Annotated in this window: 17 protein-coding genes and 1 pseudogene; 12 read left to right on the forward strand and 6 right to left on the reverse strand. The window is 65.6% G+C overall.

Going from position 1 to position 26034, the window contains the following annotated elements:
- A pseudogene (locus PMI38_RS05800) lies at positions 1-659 on the forward strand (dermonecrotic toxin domain-containing protein); the annotation flags it as partial.
- Between the two features lie 4 nt (positions 660-663).
- On the opposite strand, the gene PMI38_RS05805 reads toward PMI38_RS05800, so the two are convergent.
- Positions 664-2268 (reverse strand): putative bifunctional diguanylate cyclase/phosphodiesterase, encoded by a 1605-nt coding sequence (locus PMI38_RS05805; protein ID WP_008091669.1) that lies wholly within the window; start codon positions 2266-2268, stop codon positions 664-666.
- A 138-nt stretch (positions 2269-2406) separates the two neighbouring features.
- On the opposite strand from PMI38_RS05805, the gene PMI38_RS05810 reads away from it, so the two are divergent.
- The 3 genes from PMI38_RS05810 to PMI38_RS05820 all read left to right on the forward strand — a co-directional run bounded on the left by PMI38_RS05810 (position 2407) and on the right by PMI38_RS05820 (position 5872).
- On the forward strand, positions 2407-4026 hold the full coding sequence (locus PMI38_RS05810) for an NADP-dependent glyceraldehyde-3-phosphate dehydrogenase (protein WP_008091671.1): 1620 nt from the start codon (positions 2407-2409) through the stop codon (positions 4024-4026).
- A 123-nt stretch (positions 4027-4149) separates the two neighbouring features.
- Positions 4150-4620, forward strand: a complete 471-nt coding sequence (locus PMI38_RS05815) for a VOC family protein (RefSeq protein ID WP_008091673.1) — start codon at positions 4150-4152, stop codon at positions 4618-4620.
- A 64-nt stretch (positions 4621-4684) separates the two neighbouring features.
- Positions 4685-5872 carry a hypothetical protein gene (locus PMI38_RS05820; RefSeq protein WP_008091675.1) on the forward strand — a complete coding sequence of 396 codons (1188 nt, stop codon included), beginning with the start codon at positions 4685-4687 and terminating at the stop codon, positions 5870-5872.
- Positions 5873-6092: 220 nt separating this feature from the next.
- On the opposite strand, the gene ilvA is transcribed toward PMI38_RS05820, so the two are convergent.
- A complete protein-coding gene (ilvA, locus tag PMI38_RS05825; RefSeq protein ID WP_008091677.1) occupies positions 6093-7655 on the reverse strand; it encodes a threonine ammonia-lyase, biosynthetic in 1563 nt (520 codons plus the stop codon).
- A 183-nt stretch (positions 7656-7838) separates the two neighbouring features.
- Positions 7839-8270, reverse strand: a complete 432-nt coding sequence (locus PMI38_RS05830) for a PACE efflux transporter (protein WP_008091678.1) — start codon at positions 8268-8270, stop codon at positions 7839-7841.
- A gap of 196 nt (positions 8271-8466) precedes the next feature.
- On the opposite strand from PMI38_RS05830, the gene wecB reads away from it, so the two are divergent.
- From wecB to PMI38_RS05855, 5 genes are all read left to right on the forward strand, one after another.
- Complete coding sequence (wecB, locus tag PMI38_RS05835) at positions 8467-9621, forward strand: non-hydrolyzing UDP-N-acetylglucosamine 2-epimerase (protein ID WP_008091680.1); 1155 nt, start codon at positions 8467-8469, stop codon at positions 9619-9621.
- Positions 9618-11792, forward strand: a complete 2175-nt coding sequence (gene nfrB, locus PMI38_RS05840) for a cyclic di-3',5'-guanylate-activated glycosyltransferase NfrB (protein WP_008091683.1) — start codon at positions 9618-9620, stop codon at positions 11790-11792. The genes wecB and nfrB overlap by 4 nt, the downstream gene beginning before the upstream one ends.
- Positions 11789-14791, forward strand: a complete 3003-nt coding sequence (locus tag PMI38_RS05845; protein ID WP_008091684.1) for a phage receptor — start codon at positions 11789-11791, stop codon at positions 14789-14791. Before nfrB ends, PMI38_RS05845 begins: the two co-directional genes overlap by 4 nt.
- Positions 14791-15630 carry a DUF4434 family protein gene (locus PMI38_RS05850; RefSeq protein ID WP_008091687.1) on the forward strand — a complete coding sequence of 280 codons (840 nt, stop codon included), beginning with the start codon at positions 14791-14793 and terminating at the stop codon, positions 15628-15630. Before PMI38_RS05845 ends, PMI38_RS05850 begins: the two co-directional genes overlap by 1 nt.
- Positions 15631-15772: 142 nt before the next feature.
- On the forward strand, positions 15773-16864 hold the full coding sequence (locus tag PMI38_RS05855; RefSeq protein ID WP_008091688.1) for a GGDEF domain-containing protein: 1092 nt from the start codon (positions 15773-15775) through the stop codon (positions 16862-16864).
- Between the two features lie 111 nt (positions 16865-16975).
- Here PMI38_RS05855 and PMI38_RS05860 read toward each other — a convergent pair whose 3' ends face one another.
- Both PMI38_RS05860 and PMI38_RS05865 read right to left on the reverse strand, forming a co-directional pair.
- Positions 16976-18277: an ATP-binding protein gene (locus PMI38_RS05860; protein ID WP_008091690.1), complete on the reverse strand. Its 1302-nt coding sequence runs from the start codon at positions 18275-18277 to the stop codon at positions 16976-16978.
- 4 nt (positions 18278-18281) lie between these two features.
- Positions 18282-18983: a response regulator transcription factor gene (locus PMI38_RS05865; RefSeq protein ID WP_008091692.1), complete on the reverse strand. Its 702-nt coding sequence runs from the start codon at positions 18981-18983 to the stop codon at positions 18282-18284.
- A 215-nt stretch (positions 18984-19198) separates the two neighbouring features.
- On the opposite strand from PMI38_RS05865, the gene PMI38_RS05870 reads away from it, so the two are divergent.
- The 3 genes from PMI38_RS05870 to mobA are packed head-to-tail and all read left to right on the forward strand — an operon-like array spanning position 19199 to position 24144.
- A complete protein-coding gene (locus tag PMI38_RS05870) occupies positions 19199-20374 on the forward strand; it encodes an efflux RND transporter periplasmic adaptor subunit (protein WP_008091693.1) in 1176 nt (391 codons plus the stop codon).
- 11 nt (positions 20375-20385) lie between these two features.
- On the forward strand, positions 20386-23508 hold the full coding sequence (locus PMI38_RS05875) for an efflux RND transporter permease subunit (protein ID WP_008091696.1): 3123 nt from the start codon (positions 20386-20388) through the stop codon (positions 23506-23508).
- 60 nt (positions 23509-23568) lie between these two features.
- Positions 23569-24144 carry a molybdenum cofactor guanylyltransferase MobA gene (mobA, locus tag PMI38_RS05880; protein WP_008091698.1) on the forward strand — a complete coding sequence of 192 codons (576 nt, stop codon included), beginning with the start codon at positions 23569-23571 and terminating at the stop codon, positions 24142-24144.
- A gap of 110 nt (positions 24145-24254) precedes the next feature.
- Here the strand turns inward: mobA and PMI38_RS05885 are convergent, their stop codons facing one another.
- Positions 24255-25928 carry a fatty acid CoA ligase family protein gene (locus PMI38_RS05885; RefSeq protein WP_008091700.1) on the reverse strand — a complete coding sequence of 558 codons (1674 nt, stop codon included), beginning with the start codon at positions 25926-25928 and terminating at the stop codon, positions 24255-24257.
- Positions 25929-26034: the final 106 nt, after the last annotated feature.

Raw genomic sequence — 26034 nt, forward strand, 5'->3', positions numbered from 1 at the left:
GCTTCGAGCGGCTGCCACAGGTTCCCGATGCCTACCAATTGACCTGGCTGGACATGGAGGGCAACCGCCTCACATGGGATGCCCAGGCCCAGGCGACACTGGAACAGATGAGCTCACTGCAGGTGCTCGACTTGTCACTGAACCGGCTGATCAATGCACCCGACATGACACGGATGACCACGATCAGGTCGTTGTTCATGGTTCAGTGCGGCCTTATGGACCTGCCAAGGGGGTTGGAGCATTTCACCTCCCCCAGGGTCATCGATCTGTCGGACAACCATTTCGTGCGACTGCCCGCAGGGATCGTGTTGCCCCCCGCGACCGCCAATGCCCTGAGCTTGGAGAGCGATACGCTGGGCCTGCCAATCCGCGAGCAGATCGAAGACTACTATCAGCTCCACGGCACCGATCTACTGGTTTCGGATTTCGAATACGAGCCATTGCTACTGGACGCGAGCGCCAGCCAGCTGCAGCTGTGGTCGCGCGTACCGCTGCACTACCGCCGTGAATTGCGCCTGCTGATCGATGACGTTGCCGAGGACGACGATGTCGCTGCCAGCCATCAGGCGATCTGGTCAGCGCTCCAGCGCATGGATGAAGACGCCGAATTCAGGGATCGCGCGCTGGCCACGTCGGCCTCGCTGTTGCTGGATATCTGAAGGCTCATGCACCGGCCTGGCGGCCCTGCTCGCGGCGGGCTGCCAGCCAGCGCGCCAGGTCCGCCGCCGGCATTGGCCGTGCCAGCAAGTATCCCTGCCCCTGGTCGCAGCCAGCGTTGCGCAGGAAGTCGTACTGTTCCTGCGTTTCGATACCTTCAGCGGTAATGCGAAAGCCCAGCGCATGGCCCAGGTCGATGATCGCCCTGGCGACCGCCACGGCATCGTCGTCGTGGGGCAGGTCCTTGATAAAGGCACGGTCGATCTTCAGGTGGTCGATCGGCAGCGCCCGCAGATAGGCCAGGGAAGAATACCCGGTGCCGAAGTCGTCCACCGCCGTGGTCACGCCCATGGCCTGCAACTGGGCCAGCACCGCACAGGCCTGTTGCTGGCTCTCCATCAGCAGGCTTTCGGTAATTTCCACCTCCAGCAGGTTCGGCGGCAGGTCATGGCGTTCCAGGGCCTGGGCCAGGCTTGAGACATAGTCGCTGCGCTCGATCTGCAGCGCCGCCACGTTGATCGCCATCGGCCCCGGCACCCGGTCCTGGCTGCGCCAGGCGGCCATCTGCGCGCAGGCCAGCTCCAGCACCCGCTCGCCCAAGGGAATGATCAGGCCGGTGCGCTCGGCCAGCGGGATGAAATCGGCAGGCGACACCAGGCCATGGGTCGGGTCGCGCCAACGCAGCAGCGCTTCCACGCCCTCCAGGCAGCCACTGAACAGGTCGACCTTGGGTTGGTACCACAACTCGAACTCGTTCGCCTGCAAGGCCCGGCGCAGGTTGCGCTCCAGGTCCAGGCGCTGCTGCAGGCGCGCGGTCATGTCGGCATGGTACGGGCGCCAGGCGTTGCGCCCGCTTTCCTTGGCGGCATACATGGCGGTGTCGGCATGACGCAGCAGGCTGCCGACGTCGGCCCCGTGCTGCGGGCACCAGGCCAGGCCGATGCTGCCGGTGACCAGCGCGGCGTTGCCATTGAGGTCGAACGGCCGCTGCAGGCAGCGCAGCAGGTGGGCCAGCTGGTGGCTGATCTGGCCTTGGGTGCCGCGCAGCATGAACACGAACTCGTCGCCGCCCAGGCGGCACACCCGGTCGGAGGTATCGAGCTCCTGCAGGAAGCGCGCGGTCGCTTGCTGCAACAGCAGGTCGCCCATGGCATGGCCGAGACTGTCGTTGACCTGCTTGAAACCATCGATGTCCAGCAACAGTACGGCCAGGCCATCGCCCTTGAGGATCGCCTCGGCCAGCTGCTGCTGGAACAGCACCCGGTTCGGCAGGCCGGTGATGGTGTCGTAGTGGGCCAACCGCTCCAGCTGCGCCTGGGAGCGGCGCAGTTCGCGGTTGCGCTGCTGCAGCTGGCGTTGCTTGCGGTGGGTCTGGTTGATGAACAGGCAGGTCAGGCCCGTGCAGGCCAGGGCGAACCAGAACACGGGCGAGACGAACAGGCCGGCCTGCAATCCGTCCTCGTGCCGCTGGACGGCCTGCTGCCCCAGCCATGCCGATGCGCCTATGCCGGCCACGGCGAAACCCGCCGGCAACCAGCGGCAAAGGGCTTGGCGCAGCGTGCCGGCGGTCGGCTTCTGCTCTTCTGGAGAGGGGGAATTGGACGGGATCATAAGCCTGCGAGCGCGGTCGATTGCTTCTGTATCGGCGCACGTCCGGCAATGTTGAGCCAGACTGGTATTTTTCTTTGGCCAGGTGCATGCTCGAAGCTGAAGCGATTCACCTACCTAGACTTGCGAGGTGCGGCACCCATGGATCCCCTGCTCGATTCGCTGTTTCCCAGCCCAGACGACATCCCCGAGGCGTGGCACCTGGGCGAACCCCTGGAGCAACGCGATTACCTGGTCAACGGTGAACTCAGGCGCTGGGACGGCCCGCTGGCCACGGTGCGCAGCCCGGTGTGGCTCAAGCAGGCCGATGGCGAACGCCAGGTCATCCTCGGCAGCGCCCCGCTGCTCGACGCCGACACCGCCCTGACCGCGCTCGACGCCGCCGTACAGGCCTATGACAAGGGCCGCGGCAGCTGGCCGAACATGCGCGTGGCCGAACGCATCCAGCATGTGGAAAATTTCCTTGCGCGTATGCGTGAACAACGCACGGCGGTGGTCAAGCTGCTGATGTGGGAGATCGGCAAGAACCTCAAGGACTCGGAAAAGGAATTCGACCGCACCTGCGACTACATCGTCGACACCATCAACGCGCTCAAGGACCTCGACCGCCGCTCCAGCCGTTTCGAGCTCGAGCAAGGCACCCTCGGCCAGATCCGCCGGGCGCCGCTGGGCGTGGCGCTGTGCATGGGCCCCTACAACTATCCCTTGAACGAAACCTTCACCACGTTGATCCCGGCGCTGATCATGGGCAACACGGTGGTGTTCAAGCCGGCCAAGTTCGGCGTGCTGCTGATCCGTCCGCTGCTCGAAGCCTTCCGCGACAGCTTCCCGCCGGGCGTGATCAATGTCATCTATGGCCGAGGCCGGGAAACGGTGAGCGCCTTGATGGCCAGCGGCAAGGTCGACGTCTTCGCCTTCATCGGCACGCACAAGGCCGCCAGCGACCTGAAAAAGCTCCACCCTCGCCCGCACCGCCTGCGTGCAGCCCTGGGCCTGGATGCCAAGAACCCTGGCATCGTGTTGCCCCAGGTCGACCTGGACAACGCGGTCGAAGAAGCCGTGACCGGCGCGCTGTCGTTCAATGGCCAGCGCTGCACGGCGTTGAAGATCCTGTTCGTCCACGAGGACGTGGTCGAGGCCTTCCTCGACAAGTTCCAGCGCAAGCTCGCCGCGCTCAAGCCGGGCATGCCCTGGGAGCCGGGCGTGGCCCTGACCCCGCTGCCGGAGCCTGGCAAGGTCGATTACCTCGACGGCCTGGTGGCCGATGCCACGGCCAAGGGTGCGCGGGTGCTCAATGAAGGCGGCGGGCAAAGCCGTGGTTCGTTCTTCTACCCGGCGCTGCTGTACCCGGTGAATCGCGACATGCGCGTGTACCACGAAGAGCAGTTCGGCCCGGTGGTGCCGGTGGTGCCCTACCGCGACCTGCAGAGCGTGATCGACTACGTGCTCGATTCCGACTACGGCCAGCAGCTGAGCCTGTTCGGCAACGACCCGCAGACCATCGGCAGCCTGGTCGACATCTTCGCCAACCAGGTTGGCCGCATCAACCTCAATGCCCAGTGCCAACGCGGCCCGGACACCTACCCATTCAACGGCCGCAAGAACAGCGCCGAAGGCACGTTGTCGGTGCACGACGCCTTGCGCGTGTTCTCGATCCGCACCTTGGTGGCGACCCGCTTCCAGGAGGCCAACAAGACGCTGATCAGCGAGATCATCCGCAACCGGCAGTCGAGCTTCCTCACCACCGATTACATCTTCTGAACCTGCGCGGTTTATAGACAATCGGTCTAGCAGCGCTGTCGATCTTTCACCCGTGCAAACGACTCTATGCAACAGGGGCGCATAACGCGCCCCCTTGCAACCCGGTCAAAAGGAGCACTGAACATGGCAGCCAAACCCATTCCCGAAGGTCAGCACAGCATCACCCCTTACCTGGCCATCAAGGACGCCGCCAAGGCCATCGAGTTCTACAAGAAAGCCTTTGGCGCAGTGGAGATGTTCCGCCTCGAAGGCCCGGACGGTCGCGTCGGCCATGCCGAACTCAAGATCGGCGATTCGTCGCTGATGCTGGCCGACCCCTGCGACAACATGGAAGGCGGCCTCACCGCCAGCCAGAAGCTCGACGGCGCTGCCGTTGGCCTGCACCTGTACGTCGAGGACTGCGACAAGGTCTATGCCCAGGCCCTTGCCGCCGGCGCCACCCAACTGCACGAAGTGAAGGACCAGTTCTACGGTGACCGCAGCGGCACGCTCAAGGACCCGTTCGGCAACCTGTGGTTCGTCTCCACCCACAAGGAAGACCTCAGCCCCGAAGAAATCCGCGCCCGCGCCGCCAAGATGTTCGGCGGCAGTTGAGCGTCAGGTTGAAAGCGGCGCGACTTTGCCTGAAGCTTGGGGGCTCGTAGCTGGGAGCTGCCTCATGCGAATCATCGACAAAACCGCCGCGCAGGTGCGCAGCCTGACACCGGCCGAAGAGGAACTGCTGGCGGGTTTCGCCAGCGGCAACCTCGCCGGCCCCCGCCTGTTGCAGGCCAACCAGTTGCTGATGAAGGTGCGTAGCGCCAACCAGTGGCTGGCCTGCGACTGCCGCAAGGACGCACTGCCGGTGCTCAATGTCACCCTCAACGGCAACACCGGCACGCTGTTTCTCAAGAACAACCCCGGTACCGCCGAGCACGCGCCCGGTTGCCCGTTCACCAAGGACGAACGCGAGGAGGCGGAGCGCGAGGCGCAGCCCACGACGCCCGCCGCCTGGCTGGCACCCGATACGCCCTTGCGGCTGATCGGCGACTTTGCCAAGGCCAGCGACAACCCTGCAGGCAGCGGCGAAGGCAGCGAGCGCCGCGAACAGCAACGCTTGCTGTCGCTGTTGCTGACCTGGCTGGAAACCAGTGGCCTGAACCTGTATGCCACGCACCTGAAGAAAGACCTTACCGCCCAGTTCGCCGAACTGCGCAGCGTCGCCAGCCGCTACCCCCTGCTCGAACGGGTGCCCGCCAGCAACTATCTGGAAACCCGGCTGGACATGAAGCACATGATGATGCTCAAGGCGCGCCTGCGCGAAGCCACGGTGTTCGGCAACCACCGCCGTCATGGGCTGATGCTCGACTGCGTCGAGCAGATCCGCGGACGCAAGCTGTTCAACAATCGCAGCGAGGACGGCTTCGACTTCCAGGGGCACCATCTGTACTGGGGTGGCAGCCGAACGTCCGGGCCGCTGCTGGCCCTGGCGTTGTACTCCCCTGCCACGGCCGGTAGCCATTTCTATGAGTTGATCCATGTGGCCAGCGTACCGGTGCTGTCACGCGCGCACCTGTTCCCGGTGTACCGCGATGAAGAGCGAGAGCCGCTCAAGGCGTTGGTCTCGTTGATCGACTGGATGGCCAGCAAGGGTGTGAAGGTGCAGATGCGCCGGCCGGTGATCGGTGGCCAGGTGATGGATGAACTGGTGCTGACGTCGGACCAGGACCGGGTGCTGTCGGTGTCGTTGCTCGAACAACCCCTCGGGCCGGAGCCGGATGCCGAGAATTTCAAGCGCTTTGCCGACTTCAAGAGCCTGGAGACCTTCCGCAAGTATGTGGCGGGGTTCTTCATGCGCGAGCGCTAGAGACCGCGCCGCCCCCTTCGCGGGGCAAGCCCGCTCCCACAGGTTCAATACAACACTCGAAGTGTGTGGTGTACCTGTGGGAGCGGGCTTGTCCCGCGAACACCGGCAAAGCCGGTGCCATGCTCCGGCTCCCGCAGGTACGGCGCAAGCCTCGAAGACCGTGTTTTACCTGTGGGAGCCGGCTTGCCGGCGATAGGGCCAGTTCTGACACTGAAGCATCTCAGCCAAGAAACAACCGATAAGCCGGATTCTCGGTCTCATCCCAATACCGATACCCCATCTCATCCAGCGCCTGCGCCAACCCCGCCTGTTCCTCCACCGGCACCTCCAGCGCCGCGAACACCTGCGCCTGCGCCGCACCGTGGTTGCGGTAATGGAACAGGCTGATGTTCCAGCGCTTGCCCAACCGCTCAAGGAACCCCAGCAACGCCCCCGGTCGCTCCGGAAACTCGAAACGCAGCACCCGCTCTTGCGCCCCCGGCGCCGCATGCCCGCCCACGGTATGGCGCACATGCAACTTGGCCAGTTCGTTGTCGGTCAGGTCGAGCACGCTGTAGCCCTGCTCACTTAGGCTGGCCAGCAGCTGCTCGCGAGGGTCATGCAATGGGTGCGTCTGCACGCCGACGAACAGCCGCGCCTCCTTGCCCGGGTAATAGCGGTAGTTGAACTCGGTGATCTGCCGCCTGCCCAGCGCCTGGCAGAACGCGCGGAAACTGCCCGGCTGCTCGGGGATGGTCACGGCGATGATCGCTTCGCGCTGCTCGCCCAGCTCGGCACGCTCGGCCACATGGCGCAAGCGGTCGAAATTGACGTTGGCACCCGAGTCGATGGCCACCAGGGTCTGGCCCTGCACGCCTTCGCGGGCCACGTACTTCTTGATCCCGGCCACGGCCAGGGCACCGGACGGCTCGGTGATCGAGCGGGTATCGTCGTAGATGTCCTTGATCGCCGCGCACAGCTCGTCACTGCTGACCGTGATCACTTCATCGACGAAATGCCGGCACAGCTCGAAGCAGTGAGCACCGACCTGAGCCACCGCCACGCCGTCGGCAAAGGTGCCGACCTGCGGCAATATCACCCGCTCGCCAGCGGCCAGCGCGGCCTGCAGGCAATTGGAGTCTTGCGGCTCGACACCGATCACCTTGACCTGCGGGCGCAGGTACTTCACATACGCGGCGATACCGGCCACCAGCCCGCCGCCGCCCACCGGCACGAAGATCGCGTCCAGCGCACCCGGCTGCTGGCGCAGGATCTCCATGCCCACGGTGCCCTGCCCGGAGATGACATCCGGGTCATCGTAGGGCGGCACGAAGGTCGCGCCCTCGCTGTCGGCCAGGGTCAAGGCATGGGCCAGGGCATGGGGGAAGCTTTCACCGTGCAACACCACCCGGCCACCCCGCGAGCGCACGCCCTCGACCTTGAGCGAAGGGGTGGTGGTCGGCATCACGATGGTTGCCTTGATGCCCAGCCGCGCGGCCGCCATGGCCACGCCCTGGGCATGGTTGCCCGCCGAAGCGGTGATCACGCCGCGCTCACGCTGGGCCGTGCTCAGCCGCGACAGGCGGGTGTAGGCACCGCGGATCTTGAACGAGAAGGTGGGTTGCAGGTCTTCGCGCTTGAGCAGCACCTGGTTGCCCAGGCTGGCGGACAACGCCGGTGCCCGTTGCAGCGGGGTCTCGATGGCCAGGTCGTACACCGGCGCAGACAGGATGCGCCGTACCTGCTCCGACAGCAGCTGCTGCGGGGTGAGTGGTGTACGTGGGCTGACGTTGAGATTGGACATCGAGGCAACTCCTTGGCTGTATTCACGTTGCCCAGGAGTCAGAGAGAACAAACCCGCCTCCAGGGCGGGTTCGGTGCACGTGCGCGCTAGCCCGCCAAACTGATAATGGCGGTAATAATAATGGCGTTCACGTGTGGGAAAGTATTCATGGGGTGGGAACTTATCCTGCCGGATGCCAGCAAGTCAACACTTGGCTTGCTGAGCCGAAAGCGGCACGTCGAACACCTTGTCGAAGCCCCACTGGAAGACGAAGGCATAGACGAAGAAGAACACGAACAGCGCCAGGTTGGTGAGGAACGCCGCCCACAGGCTGACATCCAGCCAGTACGCCACCAGCGGCAGCAGGATCACCACCAGCCCCCCTTCGAAGCCCAGGGCATGCAGCAGTCGGCGCATGAAGGTGCGCTCGCGTTTTTGCTGACGGGCTTCCCAGCGCTCGAACACCCAGTTGAAGCCCATGTTCCAGCTCATCGCGATGCCCGACATCAGAATCGACAGCAGGGTCGACTGGGCCATGCCGGCCCCGAACGCCAGCTCCAGCGCCGGCGCCACGCAGGCCACGGCAATGACCTCGTAGAGAATGGCCTGGACGATCTTGCGTGCCTTGCCTTGCATGTGCAGCTCCGTATCGAAAAGGCTTACCAAATTACTAGATGCGTCCTGCGAGGAAAAGTCTGAACTACATATTTAGCTGACCATTCAGACAAGGGTGCGCATTGGACAACCCTGCCCCTGACTGCTTGTATCTATCCATTGCATGCGGCGATAAGTCGTACAGCTTCGTCCGGGGAATCTCACGAGGAACACGACGATGGCTAACACAGTCATGATGGTATTCGGGACCCGCCCAGAGGCGATCAAGATGGCGCCTCTGGCCAGGGTCCTGCGCGAATGGCCGGACCTCGACCTGCATATCTGCTCAACGGGCCAGCACCGCGAAATGCTCGGGCAGGTGCTCACGGCATTCGGCCTGAGCGTCGACCAGGACCTCAAGGTGATGACCCAGAACCAGACCCTCAACGGCCTGGCGCGCGACCTGCTGGACAAGATCGACAAGGCCTACGAACAGGTCAAACCGGATATCGTGCTGGTCCACGGCGACACCACCACCAGCTTCATCGCAGCCCTCGCCGCCTTCCACCGGCATATCCCCATCGGCCATGTCGAAGCCGGCCTGCGCACCGGCAACCTGCAACAGCCCTGGCCCGAGGAAGCCAACCGGCGCCTGACCGGGGTGGTTGCCGACCTGCACTTCGCCCCCACCACCAAGAGCCGCGACAACCTGCTGCGCGAAGGCGTGCCGTTGGAACACATCGAAGTCACCGGCAATACCGTGATCGACGCCCTGCTGTGGATGCGCGAATACCTCACCGCCAGCAGCTGGCACCCGGCCGCCGACTCGCCGCTGCACGCCCTGCGCGACGACCAGCGCATGGTGCTGATCACCGGCCATCGCCGGGAAAACTTCGGCGCAGGCTTCGAGCGCATCTGCCTGGCCCTGGCCGAACTGGCCCTGCGCCACCCCGACGTACAGTTCGTCTACCCCGTGCACCTCAATCCTCATGTGCAAAAAGCGGTCTACGGGCTGCTTTCCGGGCGCGACAACATCCTCCTGGTGGCGCCGCAGGACTACCAGCATTTCGTCTGGCTGATGAACCGCGCGCACATCATCCTCACCGACTCCGGCGGCATCCAGGAAGAGGCCCCGGCCTTGGGCAAGCCGGTACTGGTGCTGCGCAAGGTCACCGAGCGGCCCTCGGTGCTGGAAGGTGGCACGGTGAAACTGGTCGGCACCCTGACCGAGCGCATCGTCAAGGAAACCAGCCACTTGCTCGACGACGACGCGGCCTACCGACAGATGGCGCGGGTGTTCACGCCGTTCGGTGACGGCCACGCCAGCGAAATCATTGCCGAGCGCCTGTGCCGCTGGTTCGAGGAATCTGCCAATCAACGGGACGACGCATGAGCCTGGCGTTTATCGACTTCCTGACCTATGTGCTGTTCGGCCTCAAGATCCTGGCGATCATCCTCGCCACGCTGATGTTCCTGCTGGGCCTCGATGACCTGTTCATCGACCTGTGCTACTGGGGTCGCAAGCTGATCCGGCGCTTTCGCATCTATGACAAGTACGAGAAGGCAGACGAAAAACGCCTGTACGAAGTGCCCGAAAAACCCCTGGCGATCATGGTGCCGGCCTGGAACGAGGTGGGCGTGGTCGGCGAGATGGCGCGCCTGGCGGCGTCGACCCTGGACTACGAGAACTACCAGATCTTCGTCGGCACCTACCCCAACGACCCGCAGACCCAGGCCGATGTCGACGCCGTGTGCCTGCACTACCCCAACGTGCACAAGGTGGTCTGCGCCCGCCCCGGCCCGACCAGCAAGGCCGACTGCCTGAACAACATCATCGACGCCATCTTGCGCTTTCAGGACGATGCGCGCATCGAGTTCGCCGGTTTCATCCTGCATGACGCCGAAGACGTGATCTCGCCCATGGAATTGCGGCTGTTCAACTACCTGCTGCCCAACAAGGACATGATCCAGATCCCGGTGTACCCCTATGCACCGGAATGGAAAGGTTTCACCGCCGGGCACTACGTGGACGAGTTCGCGGAAAACCACGGCAAGGACGTCATCGTGCGCGAGGCACTGACCGGCCAGGTGCCCAGCGCCGGGGTCGGCACCTGTTTCAGCCGTCGCGCCATCAGCGCGCTGCTCGAAGACGGCGACGGTATCGCCTTCGACGTGCAAAGCCTTACCGAAGACTACGACATCGGCTTTCGCCTGAAGCAGAAAGGCATGAAGTGCATCTTCGCCCGCTACTCCATCACCGACCCGGCGCTGACCCTCAAGCAGGCGTGGCGCCCAGGCATGAGCCGCGAATTTTCCCAGGTGATCTGCGTGCGCGAGCACTTCCCGCGGGACTGGCAGCATGCCATCCGGCAGAAGTCGCGGTGGATCGTCGGCATCGTCTTCCAGGGCACCAGCAACCTCGGCTGGAGCCGCACCGGCGCGCTCAACTACTTCCTCTGGCGCGACCGCCGCGGGCTGTTCGCCTACCTGCTGAGTTTCCTGGTCAACCTGTTGCTGCTGGTGCTGCTGGCCATGTGGCTGGTGACCGTGATCGCGCCGCAGTCGTGGCAGTTCATGTCGATTCTCGGCGACAGCCGGCTGCTCACCACCCTGCTCTGGCTCAACGGCCTGATGCTGATCAACCGCCTGTTCCAGCGCGGCTGGTTCGTCACCCGCTACTACGGCATTGGCGAGGGCCTGCTGTCGGCGCCGCGGATGATGTGGAGCAACTTCGTCAACTTCTTCGCCAACCTGCGCGCCTTGCGCCAGGTCATGGAGATGGGCGATTCGCGCCGGGTGGCCTGGGACAAGACCACCCACGAGTTCCCCGCCCTCGCCACGCCCGCGCGCACCCCACTGGGCCACCGCCTGGTGGAGAAGGGTTACATCAGCGAACAACAGCTGGAGCAGGCCATCACCAGCCCGGTGCGCCGGCGCCTGGGCCGCGAACTGTTGCTGCGCGGCTGGCTGACCAGCGAGCAGCTGGTGCAGACGCTCGCCGAGCAACTCGACCTGCCCTGGGCGCCGCTCAACCCGTTCAAGCTCGATGCACGGCTGATCGCCGCCCTGCCCCGCCGACTGGCCACCCACTATGGCGTGCTGCCCGTGGACGAAGACGGCGACACCCTGGTGCTGGCCAGCGAGAGCCCGGTCAGCCAGGTTTCGCTGGGCGTGATCAGCCGCCAGCTCAAGCGCCCGGTCAGCTGCCGCCTGGCGCCCCAGGGCCGGGTGACCCTGGGCCTGCGCTACCACTACCCCAGCCCGTGGCAGAAAGAAGAAACCCGGCACATGCTCAAGGTGCTGGAGCAGCACCAGGACAACGCCGAGCTGATCGAGAAGGTCAGCAGCCACCAGACCATGCTCGGCACCTTGCTGCAGGTACGCGGCATGGTCCCGGTGACCCTCTTCAACCAGGCGCTGATCGATTTCGACCCCGAGCGGCAGACCCTCGGCGAGCACCTGATCGCCCGCGGCATCATCACCGAGCACGTGCTGCAGCAGGCCCTCGACGAACAGGCCAGCGAACAGCGGGCCGCCTATGACCTGATCCGGGAGGTGGCATGAAGCCGCGCTTTACCCTGACCTTCACTGGCCTGTTGCTGTGTTCCACCGCGCTGCCCGCCCTGGCCGCGCCCATGACCGAGTTCCAACGCTTCACCAGCTACCCGTTCATGGAGCGCAGCTACCGCGAAGCGAAGAAGGACAACTGGACCGAGGTCGAACGCCTGACCCGCCATGTGCTCGGCCGCGTTCCGAACAATGACGAGGCCCGCGCCCTGCTGGTCGAGGCCCTGGCCCATCAGCGCCGCTACAAGGAAGCCGAAGCGGCGGCCGAGCAGATGGACGCCAGCGCCGAGCATGCCGACGCCCTGCTGGAGCTGCGCCTGACCTGGATCGAACAGGACCCGCCAGCGGCCAGCCAGGTGGAAAGCTGGTTGGCCACCGCCGAAGGCAACCAGCGCGTGCGCCTGTGGCAGGCCTACAGCCTGAGCCTGGCCAAGTTCGGCGGCGCCGGCAAAGCCCTGGAGTGGCTCAACCAGCTGCCCCCGCGCAACGATGGCCAGGTACTGCGCCTGGCACGGGCCAATTTCGCCGAGCAACTGCGCGACTGGAATGAAACCGTCGAACAGCTGCAACCGCTGGCCGACAAGGGCCAGTTGCCCGCACAGGACTGGCAGCGCCTGGCCAATGCCTATATCCAGCAGGTCGACGAGCGGGGGCTGAGCAAACTGCTGGAAAGCGCGCCCTCCGCCGAGGCGGGCAACAAGGCGCGCCTGGCCATGGCCAACCGCGCCATCGCCGTGGGCCACAACCAACAGGCGCAACGCTGGCTGCAAGCCCTGCCGAGCGAGCAACTGCAACGACCGCAGCAGCGCCAGCAATTGTGGGAGCTGGCCCGTGAAGGCAACGACGCGGCGTTGGTCATGCGCCTGAGCAACGAGCTGCAGCGCCCCTGCCTGGACACCGTGGACTGGCTGTCCCGGCATGACCCGGACCTTGCCCGCGAACAGTTCAAAGGCTGCTCCGCCACGGCGGACGCGCGCGCCTACGCCGTGCTCAAGCAGCGCCTGTACGGCGAACCGGTGCAACCGCCGCAACCGCGCACGGCCGCCGAATGGGAGCAGCGTTATCGCCAGAGCGGTGACCTGGCGGCGCTGGAGCAAGCCACCTTCCTGTTGCTGCAGCAGGGCCACAGCGAGCGTGCCCGGTCACTGCTGGAACAAGCCTACGACCGCCGCCAAGGCCGGCTGACGCCGTCGCTGCTGCAACGCCTAGGCAATCTCTATGCGCGCAACGACGGCCCGCTGGACAGCCGTCGCATGCTCAGCCTGGTGCCCAGGGTCGATGCCGCTACCCGCGCGCAGCTGCTCGGCCGTCTGGCCGAAAACGGACAGTGCGACGCGGTGCGCCAGGCCATCCCGGCCACGCCGACCGAAGCCGGCCAGTTGCGTGCCCTGGGCCGCTGCGCCATGCCCGACCAGCCCGGGGAAGCGGTGGTCTACTACCAGGCCGCCGAACGTCTAGGCGGCCCTGGCGACCGCCTGCCGCTGGCCTATGCCCTGGAAGCCGCCGGCGACTCGCAGTCGGCGGCGCCGATCTGGCGCAGCCTGCCGGACAGTGCCTGGACCGACAATGCCCGGCTGACCGCCGCCAGCGGCGCCCTGAACAACGGTGATGCCCAGGCCGCCCGCCGCTACTGGGATGCCGCGCAGCACCACAGTGCCGATGACTGGGCCTTAGGCGCCGCCATCGCCCAGCGCCAGGACGATCCCCAGGCAGCCCTGGAATTCCAGCGCCAGGCCCTGGCGCACAACCCGCGCGCCGATCACTACTATGCCGCTGCCAGTACCGCGCAATGGGCTGGCGACAGTGCGCAGAGCACGGCCTGGCTCGCCGAAGCCGTGCGCCTGGCCCCCGACCAGCCCCGCTACCGCGCCGATTATGGGATGCGCCTGGCCGGCTCGGCCGACAAAGCCCAACGCCGCCAGTCGATCCCTTACCTGGAACGGGCCACCCGCGACTTCCCCGAAGACTACCGCCTGGGCGAAACCCTGGCGCTGCGCTACGACGAAGCCGAAGACAGCGCCTCGGCGCGCCGGGAACTGCGCCGGATCCTCGACGTGGAAGAAAACCTGGTCGACGGCGACGACGAGTACGGCAGCCTGGAAGCACGCAAATACCGTCAGCGCCGCGCCCACGAGAGCCTGTCGCGGCGCGACACCATCACCCTGGCCAGCACCTGGTCGCCCGCCGGCACCTCGACCAACGACAATTTCCTCGACAACGGCCAGCGCAGCGGCAGTTCCCGGCGGGCCCAGTCGCAGAACGTGCAACTGGCCATGTGGGACCACGCCCTGGGCGAGGAGCCCAGCCGCAACGGCAGCACATTGTCGGTCTACGGCCGGGTGCTGTTCGGTGGCCAGAGCCGCACCGACTATGCCCAGAGCATGGGCACCGGTGTCGGCCTGCGGTACAAGCCGCTCGGCCAGGCCAACCTCAACCTGTATGCCGAGCTGTACCACCAACGGCAAATCGATGATGAGCACTACAGTGGCCTGAGCCTGGGCGAGCTGCTCAGCCCGGCCAAGGTCGGCGGCAACTGGGGCGACCTGCGTCACAACGCCGAATCGAGCAACGACCTGCTGCTGCGCGCCACCGCCTCGTTCCTCGACCAGGGCGACTGGCGCAACGACTGGCGGGTCGACGAAGACGACTGGAACGAACGCTTCCTCTACCTCGACGCCGCCTGGTGGACCCGCGCCGGCGACCACGCCTGGCTGTCGCGGTACCAGCAGGGACACGCCTGGAAGCTGCCCGGCACCTCGCCACAAACCCTCATGCCCTACGGCTTCCTTGAATTCTCCAGCCAGGACCCGAGCAACGACTGGCGCCAGGATGCCCGCGCCGGGGTCGGCGTGCGCTGGCAATGGTGGTTCGACGACGACCGCTACAACGCCTATCGCGGCTCGCTGAAAGTGCGCGCCGAGTACCAGCAGTCGCTGGGGGGCAACCTCTACGAGCGCGCCAATGGCGTGCTGGTTGGCGCGGAGATGAGCTTCTGATGCGTACCTTCCTGGCAGTCTGCCTGCTTGCCCTGTGCCTGCCGGTCATGGCCGACCAGCGCCTGTTCTATCAACCGCTGAACCGCGATGCCGGCGTCACCGCTGCCCAGTGGCAGCAGCTATGGCGGGCAACGGTCGCCCAAGGCGGCAAGACCCTGATCGTGCAATGGAGCGCCTACGGCGACAGCGATTTCGGCGGTGCCCAGGGCTGGCTGGCGAACAGCTTGCGCGAGGCTCGCGCCCAGGGCTTGGCGTTGGTGCTGGGACTGTACATGGACCCGGCCTACTACCAGCGCATCGATGAGCTCGACGGTGACGGGCTGAGCAATTACTGGAAGGCGCAACTGGGTCGCTCGCTCGGCCAGTACCGGCAGGTGCGCGAGCAGTGGCAGTTGCCGGTGGCGGGCTGGTACCTGCCGCTGGAGCTGGATGACCTGCATTTCCGTGACGCCAGCCGCCGCGAGGCGTTGCACACCCAGCTGCAGGCCTTCAACCGGCAGCTGGACAAACCCTTGCATATCAGCGCCTTCAGCGCCGGCAAACTGGCACCGCGACTGAATGCCGCATGGCTGGATGACCTCGCCGGGTTAGGCTTGACTGTGTGGTGGCAGGACGGTGTCGGGACAGGGCGGTTGCCGCCGTTAGTGCGCCAAGGCTACGAGCAGGCGTTGCCATGTCGGGTGGGCGTGGTGCGCGAGGCGTTTCGCCAGGTGAGTGCGCAGGGGCAGGCGTTTCGCGCGGAGCCTGGCGAGCCGCAGCTCGCTGGCGGGTGCCATGCAGAGGCGGTGTTTTCTTTGCGCTACCGGCCTTGGGCCCGGGGTATCCTGCCATTGAATTGAGTGTCTGTACCGGCCCTATCGCCGGCAAGCCGGCTCCCACAGGTTCCCCACAGCCAGTGAGTCCTGTGCTGTACCTGTGGGAGCCGGCTTGCCGGCGATAGGGCCAAGGCAGGCAAAAGCAGTTTTCACAAGGAACCCACCGATGCTCAGGACCATCGAGCAACATGTGCGCGAACAGGTCGCCCCTGCCGCGCTGCGTTCAGAATTCCGCCAGCACGAGTTCGAAAACTCACGGCGTTTCTGCCAACTGATCTTCTGCGTCAGCATCACCATCTGGCTGGTGTTCGACCTTATCGTCAGCTACCTCGGCGGCCAGGGTTTCACCTGGCTGTCAGGCGCGTTCATGGCAACGATGTGCTGCCTCACGGTGATCCTGGGCTTCACCCGCAAGTCCCACCACTTCGACGTCCTCAACCTGCTGTTCGTCGCCGTCATCACCTTGGGCATGCGCCTGCTCATCGAAGGCATCCCGATTGCCCTGCGCCCGCTCTGGCTGGTACTGGGCACATCAACCGTGCTGTACAGCGTGTCGGTACTGCCGGTGCGGCGCTGGTCGTTCTTCTGTGCCATGGCCATTACCTGGGCCATGCTCAACCCGTTCTTCAGCACCAACATCAACCTGGACGACCTCGAAGCCGCCATGCTGCTCAGCTATGCGGTGTTCCTCAGCGGCCTGGTGATCTACAGCTACCTGCGCATCCGCCAGGCCAAGCTGTACAACTTCTACATGTCCAAGGTGCTGCTGGACCAGGCGTATGTCGACGTGCTGACCGAGATCCCCAATCGCCGCTCGTTCATGGCCAAGGCCGAGCGCCAGCTGCAGGACGCCCCGGCCGGGCAATACCTGGCGATGATCGACATCGACAACTTCAAGAAGGTCAACGACCGTTTTGGCCATGACATTGGCGATGAAGTGCTCAAGCGCGTGGCCGTGCATATCAAGGCATCCATGGGCGGCTACGAGTTCGCCCGGCTCGGCGGCGAGGAGTTCGTGATCTTCTTCAAGGGCCTGGACCAGGCAGGGGCAGAGCGGCAGGTAACGGCCTTGTGCACGCGGGTACGGGAAGACATTTCCGAACATCCGGTGACCATCAGCATCGGGCTGGCCCAGGTAGACAGCGCAGACACCCTGACCATGGCGCTGGTGAAGGCCGATCAGGCGTTGTACGAGGCCAAGCACAGTGGCAAGGACCGCTTTGTGTTGTGGACCAGCCGTCTGGCCGACAGCGCTTAGCAGGCCAGGCCCTTTCGCGGGACAAGCCCGCTCCCACAGGATCCTCTCAGTACTTGAGAACAGTGGAGTACCTGTGGGAGCGGGCTTGTCCCGCGAAAGGGCCGGACCTGCCTACCCACCCGCAGGCAATCGAATCCTGAACTGCGCCCCACCCAGCGCCGACTGCGCCACGGTCAGTGTCCCGCCCTGCCCCTCGATCGCCCGCCGGCTGATCGCCAGGCCCAGACCGAACCCACCGGTGTTGCGATCACGGCTACGGTCCAGACGGTAGAACGGTTGGAAGATCCGCTCCCGCTCCTCCACCGGAATCCCGATACCGTCATCCTCGACCGTCAACAGGCAGGCGCCGTCCTCTTCCAGGCGCAGGCGCAACAGCAAGCTCTCATCGCAGTAGCGCATGGCATTGCGCACCAGGTTCTGCACCGCCCGGGCCGTCAGGCGCGGGTCGAGCACGAAGCGTGGCAGGGTGTCGTCCGCTTGAACCTCCCAGCGAATACCCCGCGCATCGAGCTCTTCAGCGAAACCACCGAGCACACTGTCGACCAGCTCCAGCAACGATACCTCGACCCGCTCACGGGCCTGGTCGGCGTTGTACAGCCGGCTGTAGGACAGCAATTCGAGCACCAGTTCGTCCAGCTCGCGCACATGCCCCACCAACTCCAGCAGGCGCTTGCGGCTGGCCGGTGGCACTTCGTCGAACAGCAACACCAGGCCGAAATCCAGGCGGGTGAGCGGTGTGCGCAGTTCGTGGGACACCGCGTTGAGCAACTCGCGCTGCTGGTTGACGTGGCGCTCCAGGTCGCTGGCCATGGTGTCGAATACCCCTGCCAGCTCGCCGATGTTCGAGTGCGGCGAAATGTGCGTGCGCTCGGCCATCTGCCCCTGGCCCAGGCGCCGGGCGGTTTCCTTGAGGCGCTCCAGGTCCCGCCAGTGCGGCCAAACCCACAGCAACAGGCAGCCGAGCATGGCGGCGACGATCAGCACGGTGACGCCCCAGGACAGGACATTGATGTCCAGCGGGTCGGGCGGTGAATGCAGGCTCACCAGCCAGTCCTTGTCCAGCGGTGCCAGCACCGTCCGGTAGTAACCCCAGTCGCCAATGCGCACCACGTACAGGCCATGTTCCACACGCGCTAGCTCAGGCGCACTCAAATCGGCCTGGTCGCTGCGCAACAGGCTGACCTGTAACGGCGCGAACGCCTGCGCCAGCTCCTCTTCCACCGCGGGCCATTGCTCGCGGGGCGCCTGGCGGAACTGGCGAACGATCAGCGACTGCACGCCCTTGGCCTGGTCCAGGTTGTAGGCCATGAAGCGCTCGTGAAACAGGCCGACGATGGCGTCGGGGATCAACAGCAGCGCGCCGGCATAAGCGACGATGATCACCAGGTACAGGCGCACCAGGATCTTCAGCACCCCCTCAGCACTCCCACTCGACGCGGCTGAACAAGTAGCCCTTGCCCCACACGGTCTTGATCTTGCGGGCTTCGCCGGCGCTGTCGTCGAACTTGCGGCGCAGCTTGGAAATGGCCACGTCGACCGAACGGTCGGTGCCATTGAACTCGATACCCCGCAGTTGCTGGAGAATGCGGTCGCGGCTGAGCACTTCGCCGGCATTGCGCGCCAGCACCACCAACAGGTTGTATTCACCACTGGACAACTCCACCTCTTCGCCGCGCCAACTGACCAGGCGCTCGGCCAGGTCGATGTGCAGGCCGCCCACCTGGATGTGTTCGTTGTCCAGGCGCGGCTCATTGACGCTGCTGCGGCGCAGCAGGGTGCGCACACGCGCCAGCAGCACCCGCGGCTCGCAGGGTTTGGTGACGTAGTCGTCGGCACCCATTTCCAGGCCCAGCACCTGGTCGTGGCTGTCGTCGCGGGCGGTCAGCATCAGGATCGGCACGCTTTGCGAGGCCTGGCGCAGCAGGCGGCACACCTGCAGGCCGTCGAGGCCCGGGAGCATCAGGTCGAGGATCACCAGGTCGGGTTTGTCGCGGTGGAAGCTGTCCAGCACGTGGTCGCCGCGGGCGATCACCTGCACATGGAAACCGTTGCGTTGCAGGTAGCTGGCGATCAGTTCGGACAGGGCGCTGTCGTCTTCGACCAGGAGAATGTTTGGCATAGGCGCTTGACAGAATTTGGAGAGGACCGCACTGGCCCCCGTGGGAGCGGGCTTGTCCCGCGAAAGGACCAGCACCGATATCAGCCAGCAGAATATAGAATCCTACAAGCCGGAAGGATTATTCGTCACACTTTTTCACACACGCCCTACAGCTGTTAACAGGCACCCAGGGAACGACTGCCGTAGCATACAGCCATCATCATCGGAAGATCCGTATGCCTATCATCCTCCCCCCTCACCTGCGCCCCGTGGCACTCGTGGCGCTGCTGGCCGTGTCCCTGGCCGGCTGCAACGACAGCGCCGAACAGGCCGAGCAAGCCCCCATGCCCCAGGTTCGGGTAGAAACCCTGCAACTGCAGCCCCTGGCCATCACCACCGAGCTGAGCGGGCGCATCCTCGCCCCTCGCACCGCCGAAGTCCGCGCCCGCGTCGCCGGGGTCGTGCTCAAGCGGGTCTACCGTGAGGGCAGCGACGTCAAGCAGGGCGATGTGCTGTTCCTCATCGACCCGGCGCCCTTCAAGGCCGACCACGACAGTGCCCGCGCCACCCTGGCCAAGGCCCAGGCCAACCTGTACCAGGCGCGCCTGCAAGAGCAGCGCTACCGCGAGCTGGTGGACGACAAGGCGGTCAGCCGCCAGGAGTACGACAACGCCCGCGCCGCCTTCCTGCAGGCCGATGCCGTGGTCGCCGAAGCCAAGGCAGCCCTGGAACGGGCACGCCTGAACCTCGGCTATGCAACGGTCACCGCGCCGATTTCCGGGCGCATCGGCCGCGCCCTGGTCACCGAAGGCGCGCTGGTGGGACAGAACGAGACCACGCCGCTGGCCACCATCCAGCAACTGGACCCGATCCACGCCGACGTCACCCAGTCGACCCGCGAGCTCAATGCCCTGCGCCGCGCCTTGCGCGCCGGTGAACTGCAGCAGGTGGGTGCCCGCGAGGCACGCGCCACGCTGATCCAGGATGACGGCAGTGCCTACCCGCTGCCCGGCAAGCTGCTGTTCTCCGACATCAGCGTCGACCCGAGCACCAACCAGATCACCCTGCGCAGCGAGTTCCCCAACCCCGACCTCGACCTGCTGCCTGGCAGCTACGTACGCGTACGCCTGCAGCAGGCGTTGCAGCCCAAGGGCATCAGCGTGCCGCAGCGGGCCATCCTGCGCGACAGCGCCGGGGTGCCGAAAGTGCTGGTGGTCGACGCCCAGGCGCGCATCGGCGAACGCCAGGTACTGCTGGGCAGCGCCCAGGGCGACCGCTGGGTGGTCAGCGAAGGCCTGACCGCCGGCGAGCGCGTGGTGGTCGAAGGCCTGCAGCACGTGAAGGCCGGAGACCAGGTCCAGGTCGACGCGACCCCGGGCAGCCAGCCCATCGCCCAGCACAACGGCCAGTGAGGGCCTGACCCATGCCGCAATTCTTCATCGACCGCCCGGTGTTCGCCTGGGTGGTCGCACTGTTCATCCTGCTGGCCGGCGCGCTGGCCATCCCGCAGTTGCCGGTGGCCCAATACCCCAACGTGGCGCCGCCGCAGGTGGAAATCCATGCCGTGTACCCGGGCGCCTCGGCGGCGACCATGGACGAGAGCGTGGTCAGCCTGATCGAGCAGGAGCTCAACGGCGCCGACAACCTGCTGTACTTCGAGTCGCAGAGCAGCTTGGGTAGCGCCACCATCACCGCCACCTTCGAGCCCGGCACCCACCCGGACCTGGCCCAGGTCGACGTGCAGAACCGCCTCAAGGTGGTCGAGTCGCGCCTGCCGCGTCCGGTCACCCAGCAGGGCCTGCAGGTGGAAAAGGTGTCCACCGGCTTCCTGCTGCTGGGTACCCTCACCTCGGTGGATGGCAGCCTCGATGAAACCGCGCTGTCCGACATCCTGGCGCGCAACGTGATGAACGAAATCCGTCGCCTCAAAGGTGTCGGCAAGGCCCAGTTGTACGGTGCCGAGCGCGCCATGCGGATCTGGATCGACCCGGCCAAGCTGGTCGGTTTCAACCTCACGCCCAACGACGTGGCGGTCGCCATCGCCGCGCAGAACGCCCAGGTCGCCCCTGGCAGCATCGGCGACCTGCCTGCCCGCGGTACCCAGGAAATCACCGCCAACGTGGTGGTCAAGGGCCAGCTGAGCACGCCCGACGAGTTTGCGGCGATTGTCCTGCGCGCCAATCCCGACGGCTCCACGGTGACCATTGGCGATGTCGCCCGGGTCGAAATCGGCGCCCAGGAATACCAGTACGGCACGCGCCTGAACGGCAAGCCGGCCAGCGCCTTCAGCGTGCAGCTGGCGCCGGGCGCCAACGCCATGGAAACCGCCACGCTGGTACGGGCGAAGATGAAGGAGCTGGCGCGCTACTTCCCCGACGGGGTCAAGTACGACATCCCCTATGACACCTCGCCGTTCGTCAAAGTGTCGATCCAGCAGGTGATCAACACCCTGTTCGAGGCGATGCTGCTGGTGTTCGCGGTGATGTTCCTGTTCCTGCAGAACCTGCGCTACACCCTGATCCCGACCCTGGTGGTGCCGGTGGCGCTGATGGGCACTTTCGCGGTGATGCTGGCGCTGGGCTTCTCGGTCAACGTGCTGACCCTGTTCGGCATGGTGCTGGCCATCGGCATCCTGGTGGACGACGCCATCGTGGTGGTGGAGAACGTCGAGCGGATCATGGCCGAGGAAGGCCTGCCGCCCAAGGAGGCCACGCGCAAGGCCATGGGCCAGATCAGCGGCGCCATCGTCGGCATTACCCTGGTGCTGGTGGCCGTGTTCCTGCCGATGGCCTTCATGAAGGGGTCGGTGGGCGTCATCTACCAGCAGTTCTCGCTGTCGATGGCGGTGTCGATCCTGTTCTCGGCGTTCCTCGCCCTGAGCCTCACCCCGGCCCTGTGCGCCACGCTGCTCAAGCCCCTGGCCAAGGGCGAGCACCACGAACGCAAAGGCTTCTTCGGCTGGTTCAACCGCCGCTTCGATGCCATGAGCAACGGCTACGAGCGCTGGGTCGTCCAGGCACTGAAACGCAGCGGGCGCTACCTGCTGGTGTATGGCGTGCTGCTGGTGGTGCTCGGCTATGGCTTCAGCCAGTTGCCCACGGCGTTCCTGCCGACCGAGGACCAAGGCTACACCATCACCGACATCCAGCTGCCGCCGGGTGCCAGCCGCATGCGGACCGAGCAGGTGGCCGCGCAGATCGAAGCGCACAACGCCGAAGAGCCGGGCGTTGGCAACACCACGGTGATTCTCGGCTTCAGCTTCTCCGGCAGCGGTCAGAACGCGGCACTGACCTTCACCACCCTGAAGGACTGGTCCGAACGCGGCGCCGACGACAGCGCCCAGTCGATTGCCGACCGGGCCAGCGCCGCATTCTCCCGGATACGCGACGCGGTCGCGTTCTCGGTGCTGCCACCGTCGATCGACGGCCTGGGCGAGTCCACCGGTTTCGAGTTCCGCCTGCAGGACCGTGGCGGCATGGGCCATGCCGAGCTCATGGCGGCGCGTGACGAACTGCTGGAAGGTGCCCGCAAGAGCAAGGTACTGGTCAACGTGCGCGAAGCCTCGCTGGCCGAAAGCCCGCAGGTGCAACTGGAGATCGACCGCCGCCAAGCCAACGCCCTGGGGGTGTCGTTCGCCGACATCGGCGCGGTGCTGGACACCGCCGTGGGTTCCAACTACGTCAACGACTTCCCCAACCAGGGCCGCATGCAGCGGGTGGTGGTGCAGGCCGAAGGCGACCAGCGCAGCCAGGTCGAGGACCTGTTGAAGATCCACGTGCGCAACAGCAGCGGCAAGATGGTGCCGCTGGGGGCCTTCGTCCAGGCCCGCTGGGTCAGCGGCCCGGTGCAGCTGACCCGCTACAACGGCTACCCGGCGGTGTCGATTTCCGGCGAGCCGGCAGCCGGCTACAGCTCCGGCGAAGCCATGGCCGAAGTCGAACGCCTGGTCGCGCAGTTGCCGGCCGGAGCGGGCCTTGAGTGGACCGGCCTGTCGCTGCAGGAGCGCCTGTCCGGTAGCCAGGCACCGCTGCTGCTGGCCCTGTCGCTGCTGGTGGTGTTCCTGTGCCTGGCGGCGCTGTACGAAAGCTGGTCGATCCCCACCGCCGTGCTGCTGGTGGTCCCGCTCGGCGTGCTCGGCGCGGTGCTGGCGGTGACCCTGCGCGGCATGCCCAACGACGTGTTCTTCAAGGTGGGCCTGATCACCCTGATCGGCCTCTCGGCGAAGAACGCTATCCTCATCATCGAGTTCGCCAAGAGCCTGGTGGACCAGGGCGTGGACGCCGTGGACGCCGCCGTACAGGCCGCCCGCCTGCGGCTGCGGCCGATCGTCATGACCTCGCTGGCATTCATCCTCGGCGTGGTGCCCCTGGCCATCGCCACCGGCGCCAGCTCGGCGAGCCAGCAGGCGATCGGCACCGGGGTGATCGGCGGGATGCTCAGCGCCACCCTGGCGGTGGTGTTCGTACCGGTGTTCTTCGTCGTGGTGATGCGTGTGGCCGGGCGAAAAGCTGCCCCTGCCGATGAGGCAGAAACCCGCCAAGCCTGACTGGACAAGCATCGCGTTGAATGAGAGGGTTCCGGGCATTGGCGTCCGGAACCCTTTTTCATGACTGACACACTCCCCCCCTGCTCCATCCTCATTCTTGCCGGTGGCCGTGGCCAGCGCATGGGCGGCCGTGACAAAGGCCTGGTGCAATGGCGCGGCGAGGCGCTGGTGGCGCATGTGCAGCGCATCGTGCGGCCACTCAGCGACGATGTGGTGATCTCGTGCAACCGTAACCAGGACCTCTATCGCCCATTTGCCGATCAACTGGTGGGCGATGCCGAAGCGGACTTCCCCGGGCCCTTGGCCGGCGTGATTGCTGGGTTGGCGGCGGCGCGGCATCAGTGGGTGGTGGTGCTGGCTTGTGATGCGCCGTTGGTTGACCGGGGGTTGATCGAGGATTTGCTGAAGTTGGCGGTTGCCAATGACAGTGCGGCCATGGTGCGTCAGGGGGGGTATTGGCAGCCGATGTTCAGTGTTTTGCCGCGCCGGCTGCTGCCGGGGCTGGAGCAGGCCTGGGCGGCGGGTGAGCGGAGTTTGCAGAAGGCCTTGCTGGTCGAGGCGGTGCAGGGGCTGGAGTGTGCCGAAGGGGATGCTCGGTTGAGCAACTTCAATAGCCCGGACTTGTTGCAGGGCTGAGGGCCCTATCGCCGGCAAGCCGGCTCCCACAGGTTTCACCACAGCCTTGAAGAGGGTGCTGTACCTGTGGGAGCCGGCTTGCCGGCGATAGGGCCATCAAATCCGACCCATCAACTGCCAGACAACTCCTCGATACTGATCTCGCGCATCCTGAACTTCTGCACCTTGCCCGTCACCGTCATCGGGAACTCATCGACAAAGCGGAAGTACCTGGGCACCTTGAAATGCGCGATCCGCGCCCTCGCCCACTCGCGCAGCTCGTCCTCGCTGGCCACATGCCCCGGATGCAGGCGCACCCAGGCCACGATCTCCTCACCGTACCTGCTGCACGGCACCCCGATCACCTGCACGTCGGCCACCGCCGGATGGGTGAAGAAAAACTCCTCCAACTCACGCGGGTAGATGTTCTCGCCACCGCGAATGATCATGTCCTTGCTGCGCCCGACAATGCGCACATACCCCTGCTCATCCATCACCGCCAGGTCACCGGTGTGCATCCAGCCTTCGGCGTCGATGCTCTGGGCCGTCGCCTTGGGGTTGTTCCAGTAACCCAGCATCACGCTGTAACCCCGCGTGCAAAGCTCGCCTATCTCGCCGCACGGCACGGTATTGCCATCGCCATCGACCACCTTGTTCTCCAGCCGTGGCTGGGTACGGCCGACGCTGGTCACGCGGCGCTCCAGATCATCGTTGGCCCCGGTCTGCAGCGACACCGGGCTGGTCTCGGTCATGCCGTAGGCGATCTGCACCTCGGCCATGTGCATCTCGTCGATCACCCGGCGCATCACTTCGATCGGGCAGGTAGCACCGGCCATGATCCCGGTGCGCAGGCTCGACAGGTCGAAGTCGCGGCGTTGCGGGTGGTCCAGTTCGGCGATGAACATGGTCGGCACGCCGTACAGCGCCGTGGCTTTTTCTTCGGCCACGGCACGCAGGGTAGCCAGCGCGTCGAAGGCATCGTTGGGGTAGATCAGGGTGCTGCCGTGGGTCATGCAGCCCAGGTTGGCCATGACCATGCCGAAACAGTGGTACAGCGGCACCGGCACTACCAGGCGGTCGTGCTCGGTCAGGCCGAGGCTTTCACCGACCATGTAGCCGTTGTTGAGGATATTGCTGTGGCTGAGCGTGGCGCCCTTGGGGAAACCCGTGGTGCCGGAGGTGTACTGGATGTTGATCGGGTCGCTGCAGCGCAATTGCCCCTGGCGTTCGGCCAAGGCCTGGTGGCTGACCGCTTCGGCGCGCGCCTGCAGGTCATGCCAGGCGAGAAAGCCCGACGGCGGCGCAACGGCCAGGCTGACCACCCCGCGCAGCTCGGGGAAGCGCGCGCAGATCAACGCGCCAGGCTGCCCCTGCGCCAGGCCCGGGATCAGGCTCAGCAGCATGGCGTGGTAGTCGGAGGTCTTGAAGGCATCGGCGCAGATCACCCAGCGGCAACCGGACTGGCCGAGGGCGTAGTCCAGTTCACTGGCGCGGTAGGCCGGGTTGATGTTGACCAGGATCGCGCCGACCTTGGCACTGGCGAACTGGGTGATGCACCACTCGGCACAGTTGGGCGCCCAGATGCCTAGGCGGTCGCCAGGTTGCACGCCCAGGGCCATGAGGGCGCGGGCGTGCTGGTCGACGGCGTCGGCCAGTTGCCGCCAGGTGTAGCGCAGGGCCTGGTGGCGCACCACCAGGGCTTCGCGGTCGGGGAAGCGGGCGACGGTGGCGTCGAAGGCGTCGCCGATGCATTGGTCGAGCAGGGCTTTGTCCTGGTTGCCCTGGGTGTAGCTGGGCTGGGTCATGGGCGCTCCCTTTGTTGTTCTTGTATTGGCTTCACTGGCCCTTTCGCGGGACAAGCCCGCTCCCACAGGACCTTTACAATTCTCTGTGGGAGCGGGCTTGTCCCGC

The sequence above is a fragment of the Pseudomonas sp. GM84 genome, from assembly GCF_000282535.1.
Lineage (GTDB): Bacteria > Pseudomonadota > Gammaproteobacteria > Pseudomonadales > Pseudomonadaceae > Aquipseudomonas.

Bases quoted from the DNA above. Each gene is read 5' to 3' on its own strand.
- PMI38_RS05820 (WP_008091675.1), top strand. From the start codon at position 4,685: ATGCGAATCATCGACAAAACCGCCGCGCAGGTGCGCAGCCTGACACCG.
- PMI38_RS05830 (WP_008091678.1), bottom strand. From the start codon at position 8,270: ATGCAAGGCAAGGCACGCAAGATCGTCCAGGCCATTCTCTACGAGGTC.
- PMI38_RS05885 (WP_008091700.1), bottom strand. From the start codon at position 25,928: ATGACCCAGCCCAGCTACACCCAGGGCAACCAGGACAAAGCCCTGCTC.
- PMI38_RS05875 (WP_008091696.1), top strand. From the start codon at position 20,386: ATGCCGCAATTCTTCATCGACCGCCCGGTGTTCGCCTGGGTGGTCGCA.
- PMI38_RS05815 (WP_008091673.1), top strand. From the start codon at position 4,150: ATGGCAGCCAAACCCATTCCCGAAGGTCAGCACAGCATCACCCCTTAC.
- nfrB (WP_008091683.1), top strand. From the start codon at position 9,618: ATGAGCCTGGCGTTTATCGACTTCCTGACCTATGTGCTGTTCGGCCTC.
- PMI38_RS05810 (WP_008091671.1), top strand. From the start codon at position 2,407: ATGGATCCCCTGCTCGATTCGCTGTTTCCCAGCCCAGACGACATCCCC.
- ilvA (WP_008091677.1), bottom strand. From the start codon at position 7,655: ATGTCCAATCTCAACGTCAGCCCACGTACACCACTCACCCCGCAGCAG.
- PMI38_RS05865 (WP_008091692.1), bottom strand. From the start codon at position 18,983: ATGCCAAACATTCTCCTGGTCGAAGACGACAGCGCCCTGTCCGAACTG.
- PMI38_RS05850 (WP_008091687.1), top strand. From the start codon at position 14,791: ATGCGTACCTTCCTGGCAGTCTGCCTGCTTGCCCTGTGCCTGCCGGTC.
- wecB (WP_008091680.1), top strand. From the start codon at position 8,467: ATGGCTAACACAGTCATGATGGTATTCGGGACCCGCCCAGAGGCGATC.
- mobA (WP_008091698.1), top strand. From the start codon at position 23,569: ATGACTGACACACTCCCCCCCTGCTCCATCCTCATTCTTGCCGGTGGC.
- PMI38_RS05870 (WP_008091693.1), top strand. From the start codon at position 19,199: ATGCCTATCATCCTCCCCCCTCACCTGCGCCCCGTGGCACTCGTGGCG.
- PMI38_RS05805 (WP_008091669.1), bottom strand. From the start codon at position 2,268: ATGATCCCGTCCAATTCCCCCTCTCCAGAAGAGCAGAAGCCGACCGCC.
- PMI38_RS05845 (WP_008091684.1), top strand. From the start codon at position 11,789: ATGAAGCCGCGCTTTACCCTGACCTTCACTGGCCTGTTGCTGTGTTCC.
- PMI38_RS05855 (WP_008091688.1), top strand. From the start codon at position 15,773: ATGCTCAGGACCATCGAGCAACATGTGCGCGAACAGGTCGCCCCTGCC.